General features: G+C 42.7%; 22 protein-coding genes. 12 read left to right on the top strand and 10 right to left on the bottom strand.

From position 1 onward, the window contains the following. Positions 1-100: 100 nt before the first annotated feature. Together glf and OSCIL6407_RS30170 are read right to left on the bottom strand one after the other, a co-directional pair. Complete coding sequence (gene glf, locus OSCIL6407_RS30175; RefSeq protein ID WP_007353783.1) at positions 101-1,309, bottom strand: UDP-galactopyranose mutase; 1,209 nt, start codon at positions 1,307-1,309, stop codon at positions 101-103. Between the two features lie 89 nt (positions 1,310-1,398). Then, the gene (locus OSCIL6407_RS30170; RefSeq protein ID WP_007353782.1) at positions 1,399-2,766 is read right to left on the bottom strand and encodes a glycosyltransferase family 1 protein; all 1,368 of its coding nucleotides are present in this window, start codon (positions 2,764-2,766) and stop codon (positions 1,399-1,401) included. Positions 2,767-3,664: 898 nt separating this feature from the next. On the opposite strand from OSCIL6407_RS30170, the gene galT reads away from it, so the two are divergent. The 3 genes from galT to galK all read left to right on the top strand — a co-directional run bounded on the left by galT (position 3,665) and on the right by galK (position 7,272). Continuing rightward, entirely contained in the window at positions 3,665-4,753 is a 1,089-nt protein-coding gene (galT, locus tag OSCIL6407_RS0101300; protein ID WP_007353781.1) for a galactose-1-phosphate uridylyltransferase, read from the top strand. A 207-nt stretch (positions 4,754-4,960) separates the two neighbouring features. After that, entirely contained in the window at positions 4,961-6,049 is a 1,089-nt protein-coding gene (locus OSCIL6407_RS0101295; protein WP_007353780.1) for a M24 family metallopeptidase, read from the top strand. A 146-nt stretch (positions 6,050-6,195) separates the two neighbouring features. Continuing rightward, complete coding sequence (galK, locus tag OSCIL6407_RS0101290; protein WP_007353779.1) at positions 6,196-7,272, top strand: galactokinase; 1,077 nt, start codon at positions 6,196-6,198, stop codon at positions 7,270-7,272. 66 nt (positions 7,273-7,338) lie between these two features. Here galK and OSCIL6407_RS0101285 read toward each other — a convergent pair whose 3' ends face one another. Next, the gene (locus tag OSCIL6407_RS0101285; protein WP_007353778.1) at positions 7,339-7,929 is read right to left on the bottom strand and encodes a Uma2 family endonuclease; all 591 of its coding nucleotides are present in this window, start codon (positions 7,927-7,929) and stop codon (positions 7,339-7,341) included. A gap of 340 nt (positions 7,930-8,269) precedes the next feature. On the opposite strand from OSCIL6407_RS0101285, the gene bchH reads away from it, so the two are divergent. The 4 genes from bchH to OSCIL6407_RS0101270 all read left to right on the top strand — a co-directional run bounded on the left by bchH (position 8,270) and on the right by OSCIL6407_RS0101270 (position 13,515). Further along, a complete protein-coding gene (bchH, locus tag OSCIL6407_RS31770) occupies positions 8,270-12,391 on the top strand; it encodes a magnesium chelatase subunit H (RefSeq protein WP_019486842.1) in 4,122 nt (1,373 codons plus the stop codon). A 99-nt stretch (positions 12,392-12,490) separates the two neighbouring features. After that, entirely contained in the window at positions 12,491-12,913 is a 423-nt protein-coding gene (locus tag OSCIL6407_RS30160) for a hypothetical protein (protein WP_007353307.1), read from the top strand. A 14-nt stretch (positions 12,914-12,927) separates the two neighbouring features. Further along, positions 12,928-13,098, top strand: a complete 171-nt coding sequence (locus OSCIL6407_RS35150; protein WP_007353306.1) for a hypothetical protein — start codon at positions 12,928-12,930, stop codon at positions 13,096-13,098. 21 nt (positions 13,099-13,119) lie between these two features. Continuing rightward, a complete protein-coding gene (locus OSCIL6407_RS0101270) occupies positions 13,120-13,515 on the top strand; it encodes a hypothetical protein (RefSeq protein WP_007353305.1) in 396 nt (131 codons plus the stop codon). Between the two features lie 84 nt (positions 13,516-13,599). Here OSCIL6407_RS0101270 and OSCIL6407_RS0101265 read toward each other — a convergent pair whose 3' ends face one another. Next, positions 13,600-13,815: a hypothetical protein gene (locus OSCIL6407_RS0101265; RefSeq protein ID WP_007353304.1), complete on the bottom strand. Its 216-nt coding sequence runs from the start codon at positions 13,813-13,815 to the stop codon at positions 13,600-13,602. 168 nt (positions 13,816-13,983) lie between these two features. On the opposite strand from OSCIL6407_RS0101265, the gene OSCIL6407_RS0101260 reads away from it, so the two are divergent. From OSCIL6407_RS0101260 to OSCIL6407_RS0101240, 5 genes are all read left to right on the top strand, one after another. Continuing rightward, positions 13,984-14,244 (top strand): type II toxin-antitoxin system HicA family toxin, encoded by a 261-nt coding sequence (locus OSCIL6407_RS0101260; RefSeq protein ID WP_007353303.1) that lies wholly within the window; start codon positions 13,984-13,986, stop codon positions 14,242-14,244. Between the two features lie 26 nt (positions 14,245-14,270). Beyond that, positions 14,271-14,696 carry a type II toxin-antitoxin system HicB family antitoxin gene (locus OSCIL6407_RS0101255; RefSeq protein WP_456077471.1) on the top strand — a complete coding sequence of 142 codons (426 nt, stop codon included), beginning with the start codon at positions 14,271-14,273 and terminating at the stop codon, positions 14,694-14,696. Positions 14,697-14,783: 87 nt separating this feature from the next. Next, positions 14,784-14,969, top strand: coding sequence for a DUF6888 family protein (locus OSCIL6407_RS0101250; protein WP_007353301.1), 186 nt, complete (start codon positions 14,784-14,786; stop codon positions 14,967-14,969). Then, complete coding sequence (locus OSCIL6407_RS0101245) at positions 14,966-15,169, top strand: DUF6887 family protein (protein WP_007353300.1); 204 nt, start codon at positions 14,966-14,968, stop codon at positions 15,167-15,169. The genes OSCIL6407_RS0101250 and OSCIL6407_RS0101245 overlap by 4 nt, the downstream gene beginning before the upstream one ends. 58 nt (positions 15,170-15,227) lie before the next feature. Beyond that, complete coding sequence (locus OSCIL6407_RS0101240; RefSeq protein ID WP_007353299.1) at positions 15,228-15,803, top strand: Uma2 family endonuclease; 576 nt, start codon at positions 15,228-15,230, stop codon at positions 15,801-15,803. Positions 15,804-15,874: 71 nt separating this feature from the next. Here the strand turns inward: OSCIL6407_RS0101240 and OSCIL6407_RS0101235 are convergent, their stop codons facing one another. From OSCIL6407_RS0101235 to OSCIL6407_RS0101210, 6 genes are all read right to left on the bottom strand, one after another. Further along, positions 15,875-16,441 carry a cytochrome c gene (locus OSCIL6407_RS0101235; RefSeq protein ID WP_007353298.1) on the bottom strand — a complete coding sequence of 189 codons (567 nt, stop codon included), beginning with the start codon at positions 16,439-16,441 and terminating at the stop codon, positions 15,875-15,877. Between the two features lie 132 nt (positions 16,442-16,573). Continuing rightward, positions 16,574-17,482 carry an MBL fold metallo-hydrolase gene (locus OSCIL6407_RS0101230; RefSeq protein ID WP_007353297.1) on the bottom strand — a complete coding sequence of 303 codons (909 nt, stop codon included), beginning with the start codon at positions 17,480-17,482 and terminating at the stop codon, positions 16,574-16,576. A gap of 593 nt (positions 17,483-18,075) precedes the next feature. Next, a complete protein-coding gene (locus OSCIL6407_RS0101225) occupies positions 18,076-18,588 on the bottom strand; it encodes an inorganic diphosphatase (protein WP_007353295.1) in 513 nt (170 codons plus the stop codon). A gap of 109 nt (positions 18,589-18,697) precedes the next feature. Continuing rightward, complete coding sequence (locus tag OSCIL6407_RS36845) at positions 18,698-18,883, bottom strand: hypothetical protein (RefSeq protein ID WP_155523368.1); 186 nt, start codon at positions 18,881-18,883, stop codon at positions 18,698-18,700. A 49-nt stretch (positions 18,884-18,932) separates the two neighbouring features. Further along, positions 18,933-19,922, bottom strand: a complete 990-nt coding sequence (locus OSCIL6407_RS30155) for a HAMP domain-containing protein (RefSeq protein WP_019486839.1) — start codon at positions 19,920-19,922, stop codon at positions 18,933-18,935. Positions 19,923-20,413: 491 nt separating this feature from the next. Then, positions 20,414-23,641, bottom strand: a complete 3,228-nt coding sequence (locus OSCIL6407_RS0101210) for an SNF2-related protein (RefSeq protein ID WP_007356175.1) — start codon at positions 23,639-23,641, stop codon at positions 20,414-20,416. Positions 23,642-23,776: the final 135 nt, after the last annotated feature.

The following is a 23,776-nucleotide window of genomic DNA, read 5'->3' as shown; positions in this document are numbered from 1 at the left end:
ATCTCAATTATTAATTGGGAGTGTTTGTGGATGGTAAAAGTTGAAACATTATAGGGTGGACATATATATTGCAATTTATGTCCACCTACTACTATTTGCCCTAAGCTTTGCCGTTACCGTTGCCAACAGCAGCTTCTAAAGCCATCGGCTGTGCGGCAACTCCATCCCGACTCAAGTTCTGGGTAGAACCGTTGAGATTGCCCAGCAATTCTATCTTTGGTTTGACAGTAATTTGGTTGTAGGTTGTCAGAGCTTGAGCGACGACCTGATCCATGTTGTAATACTTATAAGTCGCCAATCTTCCGACAAATTGCACCCCAGGAGTTGAGTCAGCTAACGCCTTATATTTCTTATAAATTTCGGCATTCTCTGGGCGCGGTACTGGGTAGTAAGGATCGCCTTCAGCGCGGGGGTATTCGTAGACGATGCTTGTTTTCAGGTGTTCTTGTCCCGTCAGATATTTGAACTCAGTACAGCGGGTGTACAAATGCTCGTTGGGAAAGTTGACAACTGGCGCTGGTTGGAATACCGGAGTATTGATGGTTACGTGCTTAAATTCCAACGAACGGTAGGGCAGTTTGCCGTAGCAATAATTGAAGTAGGAATCAACTGGCCCCGTGTAAATCATTTGGCTATACGGAATGATATTTTCAATCTCCCGGTAGTCGGTATTTAGCATCACCTTAATATTAGGGTGAGAAAGCATTTTCTCAAACATCCGGGTATAGCCATGCAGCGGCATTGCTTGATAGCTATCTGTGAAATATCTGTCGTCGCGGTTGGTACGGGTGGGTACGCGGGCGATCACTGATTTGTCGAGTTCAGAGGGGTCTATTCCCCACTGTTTGCGGCTATAGTTGCGGAAGAATTTCTCGTAAAGTTCGCGACCAATTTTGCTGACGACAACATCTTCGGAGGTGCGGATGTATTCTTTTGCTTCTGCTAACTTTGCGAAAAATTCCGCTACCTCGAAGGAGGTGAGATTGAGTCCGTATAACCGATTTACGGTATCGAGGTTGATGGGAATTGGTAAATTTTGACCATCAACACTGGCGAGTACGCGGTGTTCGTAGGGCCGCCACTCTGTGAACAGAGATAAATACTCGAAAACATCGCGAGAGTTGGTGTGAAAAATGTGGGGGCCGTACTTATGTACTAGAATGCCGTGATCGTCGTAATGATCGTAGGCGTTGCCGCCAATGTGGTTGCGGGTATCGATTATTAAGACTTTTTTTCCGGCTTGAGTTGCTAAACGTTCGGCAATGACGCTACCTGCAAATCCAGCTCCGACAATTAAGTAATCAAACATTAAATTACCTCTTGTAATATTTGTAAAGTGGTGATTTTTAGCGTTCCCAGTCGCCCAGTTATTGCTGGGAACTACAACAAACAGCAAACTTAGCGGTTTAATGCTGTAGTTGAAGAAGTTTTTACGCTTACGGCGTGGCGATTTTCCGGTGCTGAGGTAGCAGATTTTGGCAAAGCAGCAGGTTTCTCAACTGATGCCATGCGATCGCGAATTACTGCCTCTATTAACTGGATCATCTGCCCCCAAGTGCGATCCCAAGAATTCTGCGCCAAAAACGCATCTACTTCCTGTAGCCAACCCGATGCCTCGATATTTTCATTCATTGCTGCTTCGGCTGCGGCCACGAATTCTGAGGCTGTGCTGGCAATTCTTACTAATCCTTCTTGCCCGTAGGGTCGAATTACATCGCGGATGGGAGTGGATACAACTGGCTTGCCTGCGGCGAGGTATTCTGGGGTTTTGGTAGGACTAATAAAGCGGGTTGATTCATTAATGGCAAAAGGCAGTAACGCTACATCCCAACCTGCAAGATATGCAGGTAATTCTTGATAGGATTTGCCGCCGAGATAGTGAATGTTTGGGTGGCGCGGCAGAGTTTCAGGATCGATTTTTACTACTGGCCCAATGATGACTAAATGCCAGTGGGGACGCGCTTCGGCCATGCCGCGCAGTAGTTCGATGTCCATGCGCTCATCTACTACGCCATAGAATCCTAACCGGGGATGAGGAATGTCAGCTTGATCTGCTGGTTCTTCGATTAGATTTCTGGCTTGGGCGAAGTGCGCTCTTTCAATGCTGCTGGGAAAGGCGTGGACGCTGTGGTGCTGATGCCGCTTGACTTCGTAAAGGCTGTGTCCTCCTGTAAACACTAAGTCGGCACGGCTAAATAGTGCGGCTTCGTGTGTTTTTAAACTGGGAGGAGCGCCTTTGAATGCTGATAGCTCGTCCATGCAGTCGTAGACTACGGCTATGGGCTTTAAGTGACTGCTAAAAGCCATTGCCATTGGGGTGTAGTACCAAAGAATATAGCTACGAACTTGCGCTTGCTCGAAGAGAGCATCAAGCATTGCTTGTTGAGCCATTTTTATTGCTTCTTCGCTCATTCCTTCGCTCAAATGCGGCACGATTACCCAAACTCCACTGTCGCGGATGCTAACATCAAGCCGCCAATTTGCATCGGGGCTAAATACTGGTTCTTCGATGAAGAATACGCGCCGATTTTTGGCACAGCGGCTTAATAGGTGTTGGGGTCGCTGGTAGACGAAATCCCACCGTAGATGTGAGAGGCAAACTAAGTCGGGTATTTCTAAATGGGATGTTTGAGAGTTAGTGGAGTTTATTTTTGATGAGGGGGCGAACTGGGATGGCGCTCCCACTCCGTCTAAAGAGGTAAATCGGATTTTCCAGTTTCCGCTGCTGTTAACTTTATTTTTTAGGTTATTTTCCGGGTGCGACATAAGTAGCCTCAGTAATTTGTAAAGGTGATAACACGCCTCAAAGCGGCCTTGCTGAAGATAGCAAGAACTTATTAAACGCTTTTATTTGGAAGCAAGTGCAGTCTTCTATGTTGCTCAAATAGCAAGTGCGAAGCTTTGAGAAACTAAGCTTATTCGCTTTTATACTGGAGTCAAACTTCCAGATAAGGTATTTATCGTTAGAACTTGCTATTGTTGATAAATGTAAGGTAAAAATTTTAGATTTACTTCTATCTGAAGGCAGAATTTGATGCAGACGGTACTAGGCTGGTACTCTGGGTCAAAGAGTGTTAGAATCAAGTTCGGCTTTGGGGATGTCTTTTAGCTGGTAGCTACTGGCGGTGAATTTTATGAGGTTTTTATGCAGTAGACCTCTTGCGAAAGTCTCAGGTGTTCGCTAATTTGTCTTCAAAGAAAGTTCATAATTATAAATCCCAGCGCTCGAATTAAATCTTAATCCGAAGCGTCTTCTTCGTTCTAATTACAATTCGATAAGAATTTGATTCATTAATACCCTATTTAATTCCCAGACTCTTTGAATGTCTGTTGATGTACTCCACAGTAGCGTTTAAACTCTGTGGGGTTTAACTTTTGTAATTGTTCGTAATTCATCTTATTAAGCTAATTTTTTCTTTTATTCTACCTAGAGCGATCGTACTTTCGCAAGAGGTCTAATGTACTATTAACTTATCTCTTTTAGTACACATCTTCCATGCGGCGAGATTCAATCTTATACAAACTGTTCGGGCGCTCGCCACTCTACATTTAAGGGTATTATGGTTAACAGTTAACAAATTTGCTACTTTAGATAGGGGCGCAAACAAGAAGCGAGAAGCTATACTTCTAACATTAATTAAAGCCTCATTGTGGCACAAAAAAAATGTACGCCCAGACATTGCTAAAGCCGGATGGTCGCAAGCTAACTTTGTATAGCCGCTACCCAATTGCTGAGGGAATTGCGGCCACTAGCCCCAGCAATGAACCAGTGCAGGCTAACCCGCACCTACGCTGGCATCCTTTGCGGGGGGAATGGGTGGCTTATGCCAGTCACCGTCAAGGGCGAACTTTCATGCCGCCCCCTGAATACAACCCACTAGCGCCTACTATTGACCCGAAATTTCCGACGGAACTTCCGCAAGGGCGCTATGATGTAGCAGTTTTTGACAACCGCTTCCCCTCCCTGACACTGGCCGCGCATGATGCCCCTGCAAACATTGTCGAGACTTTACCGGCAGATGGCGCGTGCGAAGTAGTAGTTTTTACTCAAGATCCTCTCGCTTCTCTGGGTGGCTTGGAACTAGATCACTTAGAATTGCTGCTGCAAGTGTGGGGCGATCGCACTGCCGCGATCGGAGGTTATCCTGAAATTCAATACGTACTCCCTTTTGAAAATCGGGGTACAGAAGTAGGCGTTACTTTGCACCACCCACACGGGCAAATTTACGCTTATCCTTTTGTACCGCCTGTGCCAGCGAGAATGCTAGAGTGCCAGCAGAGTTACTATCAAGAACACAAGCGGGGTTTGTTGCAAGATTTAATTCAAAAAGAGATTGCAGCAAACCAGCGAATCATCTATTTAGATGAAGACGCGATCGCATTTGTCCCCGCCTGTGCGCGTTACCCTTACGAAGTTTGGCTGGCGACTATTCAACCAGTTGCTAGCTTTATGGATCTGACTGATAAACAGCGCAAATCCTTAGCTTTAGCATTAAAAACTGTAACTCTTAAATATGACGGTTTGTGGCATCGCCCTTTCCCTTATTTAATGGCATGGTTTCAAGCACCTACTGATGGTAAACCCCATCCTGAAGCGCACTTACACGCTCAATTTTATCCTCCTTATCGAACAAGCGATCGCCTCAAATATTTAGCCGGAACTGAACTAGCGGCAGGAATGTTTGCTAACGACGCTTTGCCAGAAGAAAAAGCTAAGGAATTACAAGCCGTATCAGTGACACTTTCTGCTTAAATCGCAGATGAACGTGGATAGGGGGAGCGGGGCGGGTTTACTGGATCTCTTGTTTATATTACAGATATGGGCGAACCCGCCCCTACAGTATTTGTAGGTGCGTCAGAAGTATAAACCCTGATTTATCAATCTATAACTTGGCCTCACGTACCCTACAACCTGTTTGATTTATCGTGAATTTATGGTTAAAAAATCTTTAATTAAACTATGAACAAAGAAGTCTTCTCCAAACTAGAATTAATCCGCCAAGTCTTAAAAGAAACAGGCGCGAGCGCACTTCGCCTACGCGGTACAGATTGGTTTGCCTGGGCAACTGCTGGCGGTTCCAATACTGTCTTACTAGCGGCTGAAACCGGAATTGCCGAAGTGTTAGTAACGGCGGAAAATGCTTGGATTTTAACAGATGAAATTGAAGCTCAGCGTTTAAAAGACGAGGAATTGCCAGCCAATTTTGAAGTTTATATCTATCCTTGGGCGGATGTGGCAAAACGCGAAGCTTTTGTTAGAGAAGCGGCTCAAGGGGGAAAGGTAATAAGCGATCGCCCCGCTAACTCCGAAGAGACAGGATTAACTGCTTCTTTACAGAACCACAAACGGGTAATGATGGCAAGTGAATTAGAGCGATATCGGCAGGTAGGGCGTAAGGCAAGCGAAGCAATGACGGAGGTACTTTCTACTGCTAAACCTACATGGACAGAATATCAGTTAGCGGGGGCTGGATCTGATGCGCTGTGGGCGCGAGGGCTACATCCTAACCTTACTTTAGTTGCTGGAGAAAGACGTTTGCCGCTTTACCGCCATGCGACAGCTACCAAAGAAGTAATTGGACGGGAAGCGATGCTGGTTTTTTGCGCGAGGGGATATGGTTTATATGCCAACTTGACGCGATTTGTTTCCTTTAGTTCTCTGAATACAAAGCAGGCAAAATTGCACAGAGATGTGCGAGAAATTGAAGGCAAGGCTCTAAATTTTTGTCAGCCTGGAAAATCGCTGAATGCAGTTTATAATGTGCTTAAGGATGCTTACGAACAGCAAGGGTATGTTAATGCAATTCGGGAACATCATCAAGGCGGAACTACGGGATATTTGTCGCGGGAAGTTGTGGCGAATCCAGAAACTAATGACATTTTACAATCAAACATGGCTGTTGCTTGGAATCCTAGTTTAACGGGGGCAAAGATTGAGGATACTTTTGTGATTTTTAATGATGGATTGGAAAACTTGACTTTCGATCCTAATTGGCCGAGTGTGGAGGTAGATGGAAGGTTGCGACCTGTGCCTTTGGAGGTGGAATAATAATGATGATGAGTTGGTTCAGCGGTTGAAACCGCAACTACAGAAACAAAGTCTGCCTACGCAGACTAAATAAGAGGGAATTTGGTATTAGTCCGTACAGGCGGACTTGGTTTGTATAGCCGCGATTTCTAATCGCCACGATTTCTATGAACTTTCAAGAAATATTTAATCAAAAGCCAGAAACGGAAGCTAGCGCACCGGGAAGGGTAAATTTACTCGGCGAACATACTGATTATAATGATGGTTTTGTACTGCCTACTGCAATTCCTCAACGTACTACTGTACAACTGGGTTTTAGTAAGGATAGACAGCACCATTTTTACTCGGTTGAATTTAACGATCGCGCGAGTTTTTTTGATAGGGATCGCGCCCCAAAAGGATTCGGTAGCTATATTTTTGGCTGTATTAAACTTTTGCAGGAAGAAGGATATAAAATACCGACTTTGAATGTGTTTGTTACTTCGTCGGTGCCGATAGGTTCGGGTTTATCTAGCAGTGCAGCTTTGGAAGTGGCAACTCTTAAAGCAGTGCGATCGCTACTAAATTTACCTCTTGATGATGTGCGGATCGCTCAAATTGGACAACAAGCAGAAATTCAATATGCAGGTTTGAATTGCGGTATTATGGATCAAATGGCATCGAGTTTGGCTGATACTAATTCGATGCTATTTTTAGATACGCGATCGCTTGAACGTCGAGTAGTACCTTTTCCCGCAGGTGCAGAAATTTTGGTAATTGATAGCGGTGAAACCCATAAGTTAGCTGCTGGTAGCGGCTACAACCAACGCCGCGCTGAATGCGAGTCAGCGGCGCAGATGTTGGGAGTCAAGGCGTTGAGGGATATCACCGATCCGCAAGCGGTGGAAGTTTTGCCGGAACCCTACAGGAAGCGATCGCGCCATGTCGTCACTGAAGACAACCGCGTATTAGAAGCCGTACAATCTGTGTCAGCACAGCGTTTTGGCGAGTTGATGAATGCTTCTCATGCTAGTCAGCGCGATGACTACGAGGTTTCTGTACCCGCAGTGGATGCGCTAGCAGCAATTTTACAAGAAATTCCGGGAGTATTCGGCGCAAGGCTTACTGGTGGCGGTTTTGGCGGTGCTTGCGTAGCTTTGATTGAAAGCGGAAAAGCGGATGCGATCGCATCTGTGGCGATCGAGCGCTACCATCGTGCAGGGTACAAAGGACGGATTTTGGTTCCCAATCCCGTCATAGCCTAAGTTTAAAACTTAAGTGCAACCGGAAGCGATCGCCCAAATTTATGCCTTAACTACTAGGTGCGACTGCTATATTTTATCCATTAATTCAGGCGTGAGTATCAGGCCTCGATAGACTTGCTCGATCGCGAAACTCAGATTAATGCTTTTTAGTTCTACGCTATCCCCTTCTTTGTAGTTAATAATAATCCATTCTCCTGTCTCTTTTTTGTGATATAAATCCATTTCAATACTGGTGGAGCTAACTAATAAGTAGTCTTGTAAAATTGGATTGTGGCGATACATTCTAAATTTGCTGCCGCGATCGTATGCTTCAGTGCTAGGTGATAAAACTTCAACGATTAAGCAAGGATAGGTAATGTATTGGGTTGTGGTTCGATCGCGCTCGTCGCAGGTTACACTGACATCGGGATAGGTATAGTCATTAGTTTCAAAAATGTTAACTCTCAAGTCTGAATTACCCGTTTCGCAGCTACTTCCTTCTAAATGATTAGAAAGCAAGGTGATAAATCTAACAGAGATTAAACTATGATTTTTACTACCGCCGCTCATGGCGTAAACTTGACCGTTGATATATTCATGTTTTTCGAGTTGCTTTTCTTCCCAAATAAAGTATTCTTCGGGAGTAAGTTGTGGGGAATTGTCTTTAACTACAATCATGGTTTTTAGGGAATGGGTAATAGAAAAATTATAGCGTTTCTCAGAGTCAAGAGGTAAGACTGGTAATTGGTAATTATTCCCTCTTCCCTCTTCCTTCTTCCTTCTTCCTTCTTCCTTCATTGCCAAGTATTTATCGAATTGTGTCAAAAGTAGGTGCTAACTAGCTTTTAGGGATCGTTTTCTGGTACAAATACTCATGGGATTGGTAAGGTAGTACCCCTGTACTGGGCAGAGTTGCGTTACAAAACTGCAACCGAGGGACTGGGAAAGGATGAAATTTCCCCCTGCGAACTTGCTTCCTCCCCTTCCCTGAACTAGCATCTAAAGGAGCAAAAGAAGGATGTTCACTCACGTCAAGCCCGCCATTCGCCACGTCGCACCGGAAAACTTGCAGGGGCGATCGCTTCTCAAGGTGGTCTATGTCGTGCTAGAGCCGCAATACCAGAGTGCGCTATCGGCGGCAGTGCGATCGATTAACCAAAAGAACCCGAATTTAGCAATTGAGATCAGTGGCTATTTGATTGAAGAACTCCGTAGCGCTGAGAATTATGAGGCTTTTAAACGCGATGTCGCCGATGCGAACATTTTTATCGCATCGTTGATTTTCATTGAAGATTTAGCCGATAAGGTGGTAGCGGCGGTGGAACCCCTGCGCGATCGCCTGGATGTGGCTGTGGTTTTCCCCTCGATGCCGCAAGTGATGCGCCTAAATAAGATGGGCACGTTTTCGATGGCGCAATTGGGACAAAGCAAAAGTGCGATCGGCGATTTTATGAAGAAACGGAAGGAAAAATCCGGTTCTTCGTTCCAAGATGGGATGCTGAAGCTGTTGCAAACCCTGCCGAAAGTGCTGAAGTATTTGCCGATCGATAAGGCCCAAGATGCCCGCAATTTCATGCTGAGTTTTCAGTATTGGTTGGGCGGTTCCGAGGAAAACCTCGAAAATTTCCTGTTGATGCTATCGGATAAATATGTCTTCAAAGGTGGCAAACAGAGCTTTCAAGACCCCGTAGTTTACCCGGATATGGGGGTGTGGCATCCTTTGGCCCCGAAGATGTTTGAAGACGTGAAGGAGTATCTAACTTGGTATAATTCCCGCCAAGATATTTCCGACGATCTCAAAGATCCCTTTGCGCCTTGCATTGGTTTGGTGTTGCAACGCACTCACTTAGTGACTGGCGATGATGCTCACTATGTAGCGATTGTGCAGGAATTTGAGGCAATGGGGGCGCGGGTTGTACCGATTTTTGCCGGAGGTTTAGACTTTTCTAAGCCTGTGGATACTTATTTCTTGGAAGTTGGGGCGAAAGGTGTTGCACCTTTGGCGATCGTGGATGCGGTGGTTTCTCTGACAGGTTTCGCACTTGTGGGCGGCCCTGCTAGACAGGATCATCCGAAGGCGATCGAATCTTTGAAGCGGTTAAATCGCCCTTATATGGTGGCTTTGCCGTTGGTTTTCCAAACTACGGAAGAGTGGGAAAATAGCGATTTAGGTTTGCATCCGATTCAAGTAGCTTTGCAAATTGCGATTCCTGAGTTAGATGGTGCGATCGAACCGATTATTTTATCGGGGCGCGATGGTACAACGGGGAAAGCGATCGCACTTCAGGATCGGATTGAGGCGATCGCTGGGCGGGCGATGAAGTGGGCAAATCTGCGCCGCAAACCCAAATTAAACAAAAAAATTGCCATTACAATTTTTAGTTTCCCTCCCGATAAAGGCAACATTGGGACTGCTGCTTATTTGGATGTTTTTGGCTCAATTTATGAAGTAATTAGCGCCTTAAAAGGCAACGGTTACGACGTGCAAAACTTGCCAGATTCGGCTGAAAAGTTGATGCAAGAAGTTATCCATGATGCCACAGCACAATACGCGAGTCCAGAATTAAATATTGCCCATCGGATGTCGGTACAAGAGTATGAAGAATTTACACCTTACTCCACCCGATTAGAGGAAAATTGGGGGCCGCCGCCGGGACATCTTAACAGCGATGGACAAAATTTACTGATTTACGGTAAGGCATTCGGCAATGTCTTTATCGGCGTGCAACCTACCTTTGGTTATGAAGGCGATCCGATGCGGTTGCTATTCTCGCGTTCCGCCAGTCCCCATCACGGTTTTGCTGCTTATTACACCTATTTAGAACAGATTTGGGGTGCAGATGCCGTGTTACACTTTGGAACGCATGGTTCCCTGGAATTCATGCCGGGTAAGCAAATGGGGATGTCTAACGATTGTTATCCCGATAGCTTAATTGGTAAGATTCCTAATCTTTATTACTACGCGGCAAATAATCCTTCTGAAGCGACAATTGCCAAGCGTCGCAGTTATGCGGAAACGATTTCTTATCTGACTCCGCCGGCGGAAAATGCGGGTTTGTACAAAGGTTTGCAGGAACTTAGCGAGTTAATTGCTTCCTATCAAACCTTAAAAGAAACCGGGCGCGGTATCCCCATTGTCGAGGCAATTATTGAGAAGTGCCGTTTAGTTAATTTGGACAAAGACATCGCCTTACCTGAACCCCCCCAACCCCCCCTTGGTAAGGGGGGGCTAGATTCCCAACTCCCTCTTGGTAAGGGGGGGCTAGAAGAGGACATGAATCCCTCTAGTCTTACTAATGAACAAAAAATTACCCCCCCCCTTAATAAGGGGGGGCAGGGGGGGGTTGCTGCCCAATTAACTGCCGAGGAACGCGATAATATTGTTGGTAATGTTTACCGCAAATTGATGGAAATCGAATCGCGGTTGTTACCTTGCGGTTTGCACGTCATTGGCAAACCACCATCGGCCGAAGAAGCGATCGCGACTTTGGTAAATATTGCCAGTTTAGATCGAGAAGAAGATAACCTTCTTAGTTTACCTCGAATCATTGCGAATAGCGTCGGCCGCGATATTAACGATGTTTTCCAAAATAGCGATCGCGGTATTTTAGCCGATGTCGAATTATTGCAAAACATCACCTTAGCCACTCGCGCCGCTGTCACCGCTTTAGTCAAGGAACAAACCGATGCAGAAGGCAGAGTTTCTCTGGTTTCTAAGCTAAATTTCTTCAATATGGGTAAGAAAGAACCCTGGATTGAAGCACTGCATGAATTGGGTTACAAAAAGGTCGATCCTGAACCGATTAAACCCCTATTTGAGTATCTGGAATTCTGCTTGCAACAGGTTTGTGCAGATAACGAATTAGGTGCATTATTGCGGGCATTAGAAGGTGAATATATCATCCCTGGCCCCGGTGGCGATCCGATTCGTAACCCCGATGTTTTGCCTACTGGCAAGAATATGCACGCCTTAGATCCGCAGTCAATTCCGACAACGGCGGCGGTGAAGTCAGCAAAAGTAATTGTTGACCGTTTGTTAGAAAGACAGCGCTTAGATAACGGTGGTAATTATCCCGAAACTATTGCCGTTGTGTTGTGGGGAACTGACAACATTAAGACCTATGGTGAGTCCCTAGCCCAAGTAATGTGGATGGTGGGAGTTAAGCCGGTTCCTGATGCTTTAGGCCGCGTGAATAAGCTGGAATTACTATCCTTAGAAGAGTTAGGTCGCCCTCGGATTGATGTGGTGATTAACTGTTCTGGCGTATTCCGAGATTTGTTCATTAACCAGATGAATCTGTTAGATAAAGCCGTGAAAATGGCCGCCGAAGCCGACGAACCTTTGGAGATGAACTTTGTCCGCAAACACGCGATGAAACAAGCGGAAGAAATGGGAATTAACTTGCGTCAAGCTGCAACTCGCGTATTTTCTAATGCGTCGGGTTCCTATTCTTCTAACATCAATTTAGCTGTAGAAAATAGCACTTGGGAAAGCGAAGCAGAGTTGCAGGAAATGTACTTAGCCCGCAAATCTTTTGCTTTTTCTTCGGATAATCCAGGGACAATGGAACAGGATCGCCAGATTTTTGAATCAGCGTTAAAGACTGCTGAGGTGACGTTCCAGAATTTGGATTCAGCGGAGATTTCCTTAACCGATGTCTCGCACTATTTCGATTCCGATCCTACCAAATTAATCGGCAGTTTGCGTGGTGATGGGAAGCAACCATCATCATTTATTGCTGATAGTACAACAGCGAATGCCCAGGTACGAACTTTATCGGAAACAGTGCGTTTAGATTCGCGGACTAAGTTGTTAAATCCCAAGTGGTACGAGGGAATGTTAGCGCACGGTTATGAGGGAGTGCGCGAGATTTCTAAGCGTTTGGTGAATACTTCGGGATGGAGTGCGACGGCGGGTGCGGTGGATAATTGGGTGTATGAGGATGTCAATTCTACGTTTATCGAAGATGCAGAAATGCAGAAGCGATTGATGAATTTGAATCCTCATTCTTTCCGTAAGATTGTCAGCACTTTGTTAGAAGTGAATGGCCGGGGTTATTGGGAGACTTCGGAGAGTAATTTGGATCGTTTGCGTCAGTTGTATCAGGAGGTGGAGGATCGGATTGAGGGGGTAGAGTAGGATAGTTTGGGGCAGGCTTTTTTGCCTGCCTCTTGACTATAAGACTATATATTCCATCATAATGATATAATCATCAATTCCCATCTTCTAAATCAAAAAATGAAAGATAATTTTTGGAGTTTAATATGGTCTAGCTTTTTGGATATTCAAGGAATTTTAATTGGATTCTTAGGGGTGGTAATTACAATTTTATTATCACGGTTTCCGGTAAAGACAAATATTCCTATAGACTTAGCAATTGTTATTCTATTTTTTATTTTATTATTGATAGTAACTCTGTTTAATGCAGTATTTAAAGCCTTCAACGAATATAAAAAAGTTAAGATATTATTGGATAATTTGAAAATCAGAAATAGTGAACTAGAAGCAAAAGTAAATAGGCGTTTACTTCCTAAGATTTTATTGGCAAAGCGCAAACAAAGTGGGATAGAGATTGAATTTTTATTAGAAAATTCTGAACTTTCTCCAATGATATTATTATTTCTTTCTACTATACAGATGAGGATGAGTTTGAACGATTAATCGGCACCGGTGTTGTGCTCACAGTACAGGCAAATGGTAAAATTCACGCTTTAATGGATAAGCCTGTCAATGCTTATCAAGATATCTTAGACAAATTAGCTGGAAATGATGCTAAAATTTTGGATAAGACTGTAGTTAAACCTGGTATTACCAAAGGAATCATCCAAAACATTTATACACCTTAATTTAAAATTCAGGAGAGAAATATGGAGAGTACGCAAGCCATCCAAGATGTTAAGGAAAAAACGTTCCCTGCAACAGTTGTTAACGTTATTAACTCCCATAGGCTGGCTATTAATAGAGGAAAAGTACATGGTTTAAAAGAGGGTCAACGGTTACTTGTTTATTGTTTGAGTTTTCACGAGATTAAAGACCCGAATACTGGGGAGTCTTTAGGATATTTAGAAATTGTGAAAGGAACAGGACGGGTGATTCATCTTCAAGACAAAATATGTACGATTGAATCGGATCAAAAGCGATCTCGGCGGATGACTACCAAACGAAATGCTTTCTATAATTTGGGCGAAGATGTGATGGAAACCTTCGATGAGTTAATACCTTTTGAAGATCCTGAAATTGGAGATATGGTGAAACCAATTTAACCTAGCTTTGTTAGTCTTTGGCTAAAATTGAAAAATTGGATAGCGGCAACTACAGACTGAGTGCCATCTATAAATATTTTTATCCTATTTTTCTTGGTCTCCCGAAAAAGATAAACTCACAATGAAAAGACAAAAAATTCCAATTGGCGTAAAAACTGTTCCAATTTCACCGCTAACAACTCCACCTAGTAAACAAAACCAGATAAAGGGACTTCTAGCCATATTAGCAAACCCTCTCATTGTAGTTTGTAAAATCATTCTGAAAAATTTAACAAGCATTTCCCATTCTGTTTCAGTCATAGAAGTCAGTTTTTGCTTAAATTTTGCTTGATAGATATTATACTATTCTTTAGGATTTTGGAACAGGGAATCGCTCTTTTCTTCCCCCTAAGTGTGCTCGCTTCTCCTTACGCTCTTGACATTGATATCACATAATGATATCATACAGTTAAAATAACAAATAAAATTATGGAGCTAAATAATAAACAGCGTAAAATTTTAGAAGCAATTTTTACAGACCCTATACCAGCTAATATTAATTGGCAAGATATTGAAAATTTATTTACAGCGCTAGGTGCTACGGTTACTCAAGGTGAAGGTTCGCGGATTCGCATTTTATTAAATGAGGTTAGAGCGGTATTTCACGAACCACATCCTCAAAAAGAAACAGATAAAGGAGCAGTTAAATCTGTCAGGGAATTTTTAATAAAGGCGGGGGTTGAACCATGATGAATTAGCTATCAATCGGAAAATTATTGCTGATTCCACAAATTAATAAAGGTATTAGCATAAAATTCATTATTCAGTTATTCAGTTATTCAAAGAGGAAGAGTATTACAGCCATGATGACTTACAAAGGTTACAGTGCTAACATTGAAGTAGATTTAGAAGCCGAAATTCTTTTCGGCAGAGTCCTTGATATTAATGACGTAGTAACATTTAAAGCACAAACTATTGAGGAAGCACGCCAAGAATTTCAAAAGTCAATCGATGATTATTTAGAGTTTTGCAAAGAATTAGGACAGGAACCTGATAAACCATTTTCAGGTAAGCTACCATTTCGTACCACTCCTGAACATCATCGTAAAATATTTATTGCGGCAAAGAAGGCTGGCAAAAGTATTAACACCTGGATGGATGAAGTGTTAATTAAAGCCGCCGATCAGAGTGTTATAATGTAGTAGGGAAGGCATCTTGCCTGCTCTGCCTTTTATTTGGGATGGAGAAAATGACTGTTTACAACTATTGGAGTCTATGATGATAAGTGTATGAGGGAACCAACGGTAGAACAATTACGAAGTTTATATCGGCTTTGTCATCTACTTACCAACGTGATGTTTCACCCAATTCATATCGTGCGTTTGGATGAACGGACTCTTAATCTATTTATCTTAGCAGGACAAAGCGAAGAGATTGAGTTTGAAATTCAAATTGATGGGAGTATTGAACCATGAGTAATGTCAATTATGCTGCAATGAGCGATCGCGAACTAAAGCGATATATTCTCACTCATCGAGACGATCGCGAAGCTTTTTATGCCTATATGGATCGGCGGCATTCTCGTCCTCACAAAGTTACTATAAAACTTGACGATCCAGCTTGGGAAGAGAAAATAATATCAGCAATTCAGATGAACTTAAACTCTGCTAATTAATGTAGGCAATCGTTTATATTGCCTTTCAAAGTCGTTTAGTCCCCGATAAAATAACAATATGACTACGCTGACTCTCAACCTTAACCCGATTATTAAACTGACAGACGATCAATTTTTTCAACTCTGTCAAGAAAATGAGAATATTAGACTAGAACGCACGGCCAAGGGAGAATTAATAATCATGTCACCAGCAGGAGGAGAAACTGGAAACCGGAATGCCGGATTAACTGCACAAGTTTGGATTTGGAACGATCAAAATAAACTGGGTGAAGTGTTTGATTCCTCTACTGGTTTTAAGCTTCCTAATGGTGCAGATAGAGCACCTGATACTGCTTGGGTAAAATTAGAACGATGGAATGGTTTAACTCCTGAACAACAAAAGAAATTTCCCCCTTTGTGTCCAGATTTTGTAGTGGAGTTACTTTCTCCTAGTGATAGTTTGAAAGATACTCAGGATAAGATGAGAGAATATCGAGATAATGGTGCGCTTTTGGGTTTGTTAATTAATCGCAAAAATAGGCAAGTAGAGATTTATAGACCCGGTGCAGAAGTTGGGGTTTTGGATGATCCTACTCAAGTATCTGGTGAGCCAGAGCTTCCTGGTTTTGTGTTAAACTTAGCATCAATTTGGTAAGGCGTTAATCAAGTCAATTTAGCGATGCAAAATCTCTGATGAAAAGTGCAGTAAAGCCTTTACTGCCAATCTTAAGGAGAATTTGCCCACTCAGAAGTTAACTTACGGAAATTATATTCAGAGGCCCCTGGATGACAGGTGGCACAACTGCTGATATTTAAAACTTCAGGCATTTTAACTCTGGGATGTAGGGCTTTAAAATAGCGAGATTTAGCTACTCTGTAAGGAACCTCTTCATCTTGAGATTGGAGGCGCGAAAAAGTCCGCAGATAGTTCCATACTAACAAGCGCGGCGGATCTACTAGCAATCGGATTGTTTGTCCGTAGTGTTCGGGATCTTGCAATAGTTGCCGCCAAGTTTCAGTAGGCATGACTTGCGGGGGTAAAGCAATGTGGCAAGTGGCACAGTTTTCTCTGTAAACTTCTTGCCCTAGTTGATACCTTTCTGGAACTAAATCCACAGTGCCAATGCTTTCTGTTGGTGTTCCCTGGGTAATTTGTGGAATCTCGGCGACACCTGTAGCCTGTGCCGCCAGCCATCCAATAGAAATACTCCAGAGTAATATCAACAGTAGTAACACGAGTGGCGATCGCCTTCGCCCCTGCCGTTGATTTTTTCGCTGCCTTCCACCATTCATCTTTACTTGCCTATATAACAACCGCTTTCGTGGGTTAGGACATTCTCAATTCCTGCCACCATAAATTTCAACCCTTCTTCTCCTTCTTCCCCTTCTTCCCCTAGCCCCTAGCCCCTAGCCCCTAGCCCCTAGTTATATAACTGGAACAGTCATGCCTTCGCGGGCTAAAAAGCCATTGGGAAAAACTGACTGGAGTGATTCTTCTACACTGTCGAGAAAGTTATCATCGTGAGAAGGATCGTGATGAAACATGACGATCCGTTTTACACCTGCGGCTTTGGCGACTTCTACTCCTACTTCCCAGGTTGAGTGTCCCCAGCCTATTTTCGGAGATTTGAAGTCGTGATATTCAGCATTAGTGTAAGTGGCATCATAAATCAGTACGTCGGCATTACGAGCCAGGTGTAGGACGTTTTCATCTAATCGATCTGGGTAATGTTCTGTGTCTGTACAATAGACTGCTGTATGTCCCTGCCATGTAACTCGATAGCCTACGGCCGTATTGGGGTGATTGAGCAAAGCCGTCTCGATTTTGATGTCATCGAGTTCGATGATATCGCCTGGGGTGATATCGTAAAATTTCAGGTCTGATGCCATCACCTGTATGGGTACGGGAAAGTTGGGATGGAGCATCTGGTCAGAAAGACGCTGTTTAATCGTAGAACCGTTGGGGGCGATCGCACCGTAAATGTGAAAGCAGTTCTTGGGAACAAAAGCAGGGACAAAAAACGGAAATCCTTGGATGTGATCCCAGTGAGTGTGGGTAAAAAACATATGAGCTTCTACAGGCATCTGTCGCAGCAGACTGATACCTAGTACCCGCAAACCTGTGCCGCCATCAAAAATCAGGCGTTTATCGCCCAAACGCATTTCTACACAAGATGTATTTCCGCCGTAGCGGACTGTTTTGCTGCCGGGACTAGCTATGCTGCCCCGCACTCCCCAAAATTGGACAAAAAATTCAGTCTGAGGCTTGGTTTCAAGCATGGCGTTCCCGTCTTTCGGCTGTGTACTCGGTGAGATTGGTTCAGAATCAGGCATCTTTTTTAGCTTGGCAGGGAAGAAGTTCGGACAGGGGATCTTAGATTTTATATTTTAGATTTTAGACTTTAGAGTTGAAATAGCAGAGGGCGATCGCGTATCTGCTGGGGTCAAAGATATAGGAGGGCGTGGTAGCTCAGGGAGGATAATTTGTAGATTGAACCTGGGAATTTAGTGCCTGAATGCAACAACCTCTCTCAGGGAAAAGTAGGCAGACGGTACACTCAGTTTATCGCTCTCTAGCTGTCCGGTGTTGTTACTTAGTCCATTTAGATTAAGATAGCCTTGAGTTAAGCTGTTTGTCTTCAGAATTTTCACTTAATAGTTTTTTGCTCTGAGAGCTTAGGCGGACTATTAAAGGCAAAAACCCCTATCGTCTTTGCTATTTAGGTTTTTACCGCTTTCTTCCTCTTCATACAGGAAGTTACAGGGTGGGCAATGCCGCAAACCTTCTCTAGCTATTCGTTATAAGCTTTTCACGGCTTTACCCACCCTAGTTTCTAACTATGTCCTCCCACTTAACAGATTGCGGCGGCAGTCTTAAGTTCAATGCTGAGGATTGTTTGTGGAGCGATCGCCTGGATGTCCCTACCTCATTTTTTAGCTGCTTGGACGCACTGCTCTACTAAGGGCATGACTCGATCGACATCTGCCCACCCTAGAATTTCTGTCACCTTTTTTTCCAGGTTCTTGTAGCTTCTAAAAAATTCGGCGATTTCGTCTAAGCGATGGGGTGCTATGTCTTTGAGGGATTTAATGTGAGCGTAGCGGGGGTCTTTGTCGGGTACGCACAGCAGTTTTTCGTCGCGATCGCCTCCATCTATCATCTCTAGAAAACCAATGGGACGGGAGGCGATGACGCACCCCGGAAATGTTGGCTGGTCTATTATTACCATCCCGTCAAGGGGATCGCCGTCATCTGCGAGGGTATTAGGTATAAACCCGTAGTCGTAAGGGTACTGTACTGAGGAAGAAAGTACGCGATCGAGAGCAAAGGCTTGTAAATCTTTATCAAACTCGTACTTGTTTTTGCTACCAGCGGTGATTTCAATCAATACGTTGAGCACTCCGGGCTTTGGTTGAGCCGGAATTAAAGATAAGTCCACAGAATTTCTCCACAGTAATTGAGAATAGGGGATGCTGTCCCCCAGGGCTGTTGCCCGCAAGCCGGGTCAGATTCTGCCACTGGGTGTAGCATTTGTTCCAAATAGCATTTTAGAAGCGATCGGCCCCTGATTGAAAATTTACTATCTTCAGGGGTGGGGGAGATGGGGGAGATGGGGGAGATGGGGGAGATGGGGGAGATGGGGGAGATGGGGAAGATGGGGAAGATGGGGAAGATGGGGAAGATGGGGAAGATAGGGAAGATAGGGAAGATGGGGAAGATGGGGGAGATAGCAATTAGCGATTAGCGATTAGCAATTAGCAATTAGCGATTAGCGATTAGCAATTACCCATTACCCTGAGTTTGTTTTAATTCTTTCGTGTAGTCTGCTACTCGCTGAATTAACTGATTAAAAGATACAGCTAAACTTCCTACTTCGTCTTCTGTTGTAACTGGTGTTTGCAGGTGAAAATTTGATTCACGAGTGACTTGTTGAGCAACATTTGTGACAGTTTCTAAAGGCTGTGCGATCGCGCGGCTAGTATGGTAAGCAAGAATGGCTGCTATGATTGCAGAAATCAGCATACTACCAATGATTATTCTGATTCTGAGTGCTTCTGCATACTGTACACCTTCGATTGCTTGCAGTCTTTGAATGCGTAATGCTGAAATTTCTCGATCTAAATTCTCAGAAAACCCATCTATTGCTAACGCCTTTTCGCCGCTAACATTCCTCAACATTTGTAGTTGTGCTGACTCGATCTGGTTGGGCTTTATATTCCAAGCGTTGGTTTCCATTAACTGCAACTTAATCAGTTCGGCATAGTAATCGATACTGACAGCATACTTATCCAATAAACTGGACAATTCACTATTGCCAATCGCTAAATTTTCAGTATATTTTTTGGTGAAATTTCTGATGTTTGCTATCAGGATTTTAGCGTAATTGATTTCTTGTATAAATTTAGAATTTTCATATTCTAGCAGAACAGAATCTCCGATGACAACAGGCAGTCGCGAGGCGTGCGATCGCGCGTGAAAGACAGTATCCTGTAAATTTTGCAGGAGTTCTTGTTGCTGTTGAGCAATGTTTAACTGATACAAAGCTTGCTTGCGGAAGTAGTCTCCGAATCCCATCCCTATTCCCGTTCCCAAAATGGCAATCCCAATTGCCAAAGCATAGCCATAGCCGATTTTTTGGCTAATTCGTAACCGACTGAATATTTGGTTTATCCCCTTTTTCGGCTTAGCTGAATTTGTAGATACCTGCTTTTGAGGGAATTTGTCAGCCTTGGCTTTGCTTTCTCTGGGCTTTGCGGGGGTTAATAGCAACATCACAACTTCCTCCCAAGCTCATCAGGAGTAAACTCCTGCCAACTTAACCAGCTAAATCTGCGCGATCGCGGCTGATGGGCGCAATGTACCTAGTGTTAATACTTAGTATGCCTCTTTTTTAGATAAAAGGTTTGTGATCTCTATCAATATTTTCTGTGATTGTACACAGAATTTGAAAATAGCTGGTAGTAAAACCTCTAATTTTATACTAATTGCGCCAATGGCTGTAACTTTTGCACCTCGTTCAAAGGATTTGATTTTGAAGACTATTGTTCCCTGTAAATTTCGTAAATTTCCCTTCGCTTGGTGTTGCCTTACCAATTTTTGGACGAGAATTTTACTTACAAGCTAATATAAACTACATCCTCTTCTTTATCAGAATTAGCCATATTTTTTTATAGTAATTAACAAGTAAGAAATGGAATTTAAGATGCTGGATTCTGCCATATTATGCCTCTCCTGAAGTAGAATTTAAACTTAATAATCATTCATTATACATATAGCCCAATAATTGCGGCCACAATCCGTTCATCGAGGGGTTGCACTAAAGGAACTTTAAATGCTTCGTTAAGTTTTTCTATAGGAATAGGCTCTTCTATTAAATCATTATATAGGTCTTTAAGGCGCAAAGGCTCAGAGCGCCCACGCTCTTTCAAACGCTTAAACCACAAAGGACGAATGATATCAAGCCACCAATCAGCTAGAAGGCTTAGGTCTACACGCTCTTTTCCTAATTCTCCTTTTATGCTAGAAAGTAGATGATCCACTAATGCTTCATACTCAACTTGATTTTCCTTAATAGCTTTATTCTTGTATTCTTTCAGAATTTCCTTCATCAAAATGAGAGCACGTTGCTTTTTTTTTGGTAGTAGCATTTCCTCGGTTTTAATCAGAATATTTATAAAAGATTCGAGCCATACATTATCTTTTTCTCTCTCTATACTTTCAACAGGATAAACCAGATTTTCTCGTAATTTTTGACTGATTTTCTCTAAGTCAGTTATCGGCTTAATTTCTAAAGAATCAATATATACCCAATTAGGTGCGCCCCATTTTGTTCCAGCAATAGCAAAGAAAGCCCAAGGACACTTTTCTGCTCTAACAAAACTCAAAGAAGAACGTATTTTACTTGTGCGTAACTGCTTATATACTTCGCAATTAACAAGAGATTTTTCACCTTCTACAAGCGATCTTACAGGATCAAAAACATCCCCTAGTTTCCAACTTTCACTTATACTTAACTCCTCATCTAACTTGACTAAATCTGCTTCCAAAATAATCGGCTCGGATGAATCTGTATCTATATTTTGGGACAAGTTTTCAGGGAGTTTAAGGTTTGACCCTAACAAATCCGAAACCAAATAGTGACGAGCTAAAAACTTGCCCTCAGAAGACCGTAAGGCAAACTCAGAGCTATCTTTTGGCCACCAAGACTCAATAGTAGAATGAGGGTTATCCATGCGATCTATCCGACCTATTCGCTGCTCCGCCAAACGGATAACGCTCGGCGTAGTTAGTTGCACAATTGCTGAAGCTTGTTGAAGGTTGACACCCTCAGACATTGCATCTGAACACAAAGCGATAGTTCTTGATGCCTTAGATCCAGGTTGAAATTTTTTATTCATTTTTTGAGCCTCTTTTGGATTGGCTCCAGTGGCAATTATTACATCGCAAGAATGATAATTATTAAGATGGCGCTTGATGTCATAGAGAGTTATTAGGCGGCTATCAAAAGCTATTATTAGTTTGTGTTTATCTAATAAATTATAGAGTTTCTCGGCTTTGGCTTTCTCTCTTGAATCAGAGATACGTTTAGATAAGCTTGTAATATTTTTGTAAATATCAATCTCTTCTTCACAAGCTTCTTTATGTTTAGCTGGATCAGTTAACCAATCTGGCAGTTGAATTTGAAGTTGATTTTGAGGAGGGATACCAGCTAATCCTTCTAATTTTTTGACTAAATTACCCGTTTCCTGTGCTTTAATACAACCTTGAATATTATAGTATTTTTGAGCATACTCAGTTCCATAAATATGTTCAAGTAAGGCTGAACGTGAAGAACGCAAGCAAGCCATTACCTGATAAGCAGCCAATACTTTAGCACCCTTCAATCTAGCTTCAAGATACTTTTCCTCAGTCCAACCTTGCTTTCGGTGAAAATCACTTAATTCTGGAATATTTTTTAGATATAATAAACCCTGTAATCTCTGACTTTCCTCACGAATTTGTTTACATAAATTACGATCTTCCTCAGTTTCGCCGCACAAATAATACTGTGATTTATTTTCAGGATAACGGCATAAATCACCAAACTGATCCTTATAGCAATCTGGCTCTTCATCAATCATCCGATTAAGCATACTTTTAGTACGTCTAACTGTAAATTGTTGAATTGCACCTCTCAGCTTATCCCTTATATTGGGTGAAATCCTTTCGCTCAATTTGCCACGTTTGTTCCATATCGGTTTAAGCTCATCTAATAATTCATCATCAAAATTATCAGTTCCTAACAATTCAATGATCGAAAGCAAATCGTGTGTTCCTCTATTGATCGGAGTCGCAGTAAATACTAATATATAATCAGCAATATTGTTCATTAGTGCCTGTGTGCGATTCGCAGTACGACTGAAAAAATTGTGTCCTTCATCAATAGCAAGAACTTGACCCCGACGAATAGCAGAAATGATATCGTTGTCCTGTTTACTTAATAAGCCGTGCGAGTGTGTCTGAACACTGTAATCGCAATGCCTAAACTCTCTCTCCCAAGACTCTTGAACAGCAGGCGGACAAATTAATACAGGGCTACCCTGCCGCATCCGCCCAGTCTTCCAAATTTGGTTCATTACGCATTTAATCAGATGTGCTCCCATGCGAGTTTTGCCCGAACCCGTTGCATCAGCGATAAGTACACTACCAACATTCTCGATTACCCAAATTGCCTGGGCAATGCCCTTTTCCTGAGAAGGCCAAAGCTGCGGTTCATCGGCAAAATAGTTCGTAGATTTATATTTTTTTGCCCACTCACCCTCTAGTAATTCTCCACAAGCTCTGGCTAACGCTTCCTCCCAAGAAACTTGGCTTAAAAGTTGTTCAAGTAGCTCAATTAATTCATTATTATAGTCCGTTCCCAGATCCCAAATTTTTTCTGCTAACTCACAAGCTTCATCGAAACGCTTGATTTCCTTTTCCTTTTTTTGCTTTTGAAATCTCACGTTTGCTTCAATTTGATGGATTAGTCCAGAATTACTATAATTGCTAGAGCCTATAGTAATGGCATTGTCTCCATTAAAAATCTTCGCATGAATTGGTTTATTTGTGGCAATCCTTGTTTGCACTTTTCCAACTTTAATTAACTTGATAGCAGCAATAAGCTTGCCACATTTAAGGATAGAAATACCCCGATCTTGCCAGTATTGCTTTATTTCCTCAGAAAATTTATTTTTAGATTGAAACTCTTTTGCCTTTGTCGGATAGGGTTCATTCCCCAGTAAAATTCTAATTTCATTAAAAGCCTCTAAATTACTGTCTAAATCAAGATAATAATTATCAAGGCAGTCAATAATCCGATCTAGTGAAGCGTAACCAGTAATAATTAGTGGGTCTTTCGAGTCGCGTAAATCGCTATCGATAATTGCTCCCACACTAGAGCCTTTGTAGTTATACGGAAATCGTTCGCGCTCTGGCCAGCCCCTATCGCTTTCATCATTGAGAATATTCATAGGTTTTCTCCTTTCTTTGAGATGTTTTATTGTTAATATCTGAACGGCTCTTCCTTCAACATCCATTTCTCAACCGCAACACTCATTACTCCATCTTGAGATTGCAATTACCTCATCAATAAATTGAAACTTTTG

Origin of the sequence: Kamptonema formosum PCC 6407 (assembly GCF_000332155.1) — a bacterium.
GTDB classification, from domain to species: Bacteria; Cyanobacteriota; Cyanobacteriia; order Cyanobacteriales; family Microcoleaceae; genus Kamptonema; species Kamptonema formosum.
This window is presented reverse-complemented; position numbering and strand designations above follow the sequence as displayed.

What these genes read in the sequence shown, in the direction of transcription:
- OSCIL6407_RS0101295 (WP_007353780.1), top strand. Translation starts at nt 4,961, where the DNA reads ATGAACAAAGAAGTCTTCTCCAAACTAGAATTAATCCGCCAAGTCTTA.
- glf (WP_007353783.1), bottom strand. Translation starts at nt 1,309, where the DNA reads ATGTTTGATTACTTAATTGTCGGAGCTGGATTTGCAGGTAGCGTCATT.
- OSCIL6407_RS0101260 (WP_007353303.1), top strand. Translation starts at nt 13,984, where the DNA reads ATGGAGCTAAATAATAAACAGCGTAAAATTTTAGAAGCAATTTTTACA.
- OSCIL6407_RS0101265 (WP_007353304.1), bottom strand. Translation starts at nt 13,815, where the DNA reads ATGACTGAAACAGAATGGGAAATGCTTGTTAAATTTTTCAGAATGATT.
- galK (WP_007353779.1), top strand. Translation starts at nt 6,196, where the DNA reads ATGAACTTTCAAGAAATATTTAATCAAAAGCCAGAAACGGAAGCTAGC.
- OSCIL6407_RS30160 (WP_007353307.1), top strand. Translation starts at nt 12,491, where the DNA reads ATGAAAGATAATTTTTGGAGTTTAATATGGTCTAGCTTTTTGGATATT.
- OSCIL6407_RS30155 (WP_019486839.1), bottom strand. Translation starts at nt 19,922, where the DNA reads ATGTTGCTATTAACCCCCGCAAAGCCCAGAGAAAGCAAAGCCAAGGCT.
- galT (WP_007353781.1), top strand. Translation starts at nt 3,665, where the DNA reads ATGTACGCCCAGACATTGCTAAAGCCGGATGGTCGCAAGCTAACTTTG.
- OSCIL6407_RS0101240 (WP_007353299.1), top strand. Translation starts at nt 15,228, where the DNA reads ATGACTACGCTGACTCTCAACCTTAACCCGATTATTAAACTGACAGAC.
- OSCIL6407_RS30170 (WP_007353782.1), bottom strand. Translation starts at nt 2,766, where the DNA reads ATGTCGCACCCGGAAAATAACCTAAAAAATAAAGTTAACAGCAGCGGA.
- OSCIL6407_RS0101210 (WP_007356175.1), bottom strand. Translation starts at nt 23,641, where the DNA reads ATGAATATTCTCAATGATGAAAGCGATAGGGGCTGGCCAGAGCGCGAA.
- OSCIL6407_RS0101230 (WP_007353297.1), bottom strand. Translation starts at nt 17,482, where the DNA reads ATGCCTGATTCTGAACCAATCTCACCGAGTACACAGCCGAAAGACGGG.
- OSCIL6407_RS0101250 (WP_007353301.1), top strand. Translation starts at nt 14,784, where the DNA reads ATGAGGGAACCAACGGTAGAACAATTACGAAGTTTATATCGGCTTTGT.
- OSCIL6407_RS0101270 (WP_007353305.1), top strand. Translation starts at nt 13,120, where the DNA reads ATGGAGAGTACGCAAGCCATCCAAGATGTTAAGGAAAAAACGTTCCCT.
- OSCIL6407_RS0101235 (WP_007353298.1), bottom strand. Translation starts at nt 16,441, where the DNA reads ATGAATGGTGGAAGGCAGCGAAAAAATCAACGGCAGGGGCGAAGGCGA.
- OSCIL6407_RS0101285 (WP_007353778.1), bottom strand. Translation starts at nt 7,929, where the DNA reads ATGATTGTAGTTAAAGACAATTCCCCACAACTTACTCCCGAAGAATAC.
- OSCIL6407_RS0101245 (WP_007353300.1), top strand. Translation starts at nt 14,966, where the DNA reads ATGAGTAATGTCAATTATGCTGCAATGAGCGATCGCGAACTAAAGCGA.
- bchH (WP_019486842.1), top strand. Translation starts at nt 8,270, where the DNA reads ATGTTCACTCACGTCAAGCCCGCCATTCGCCACGTCGCACCGGAAAAC.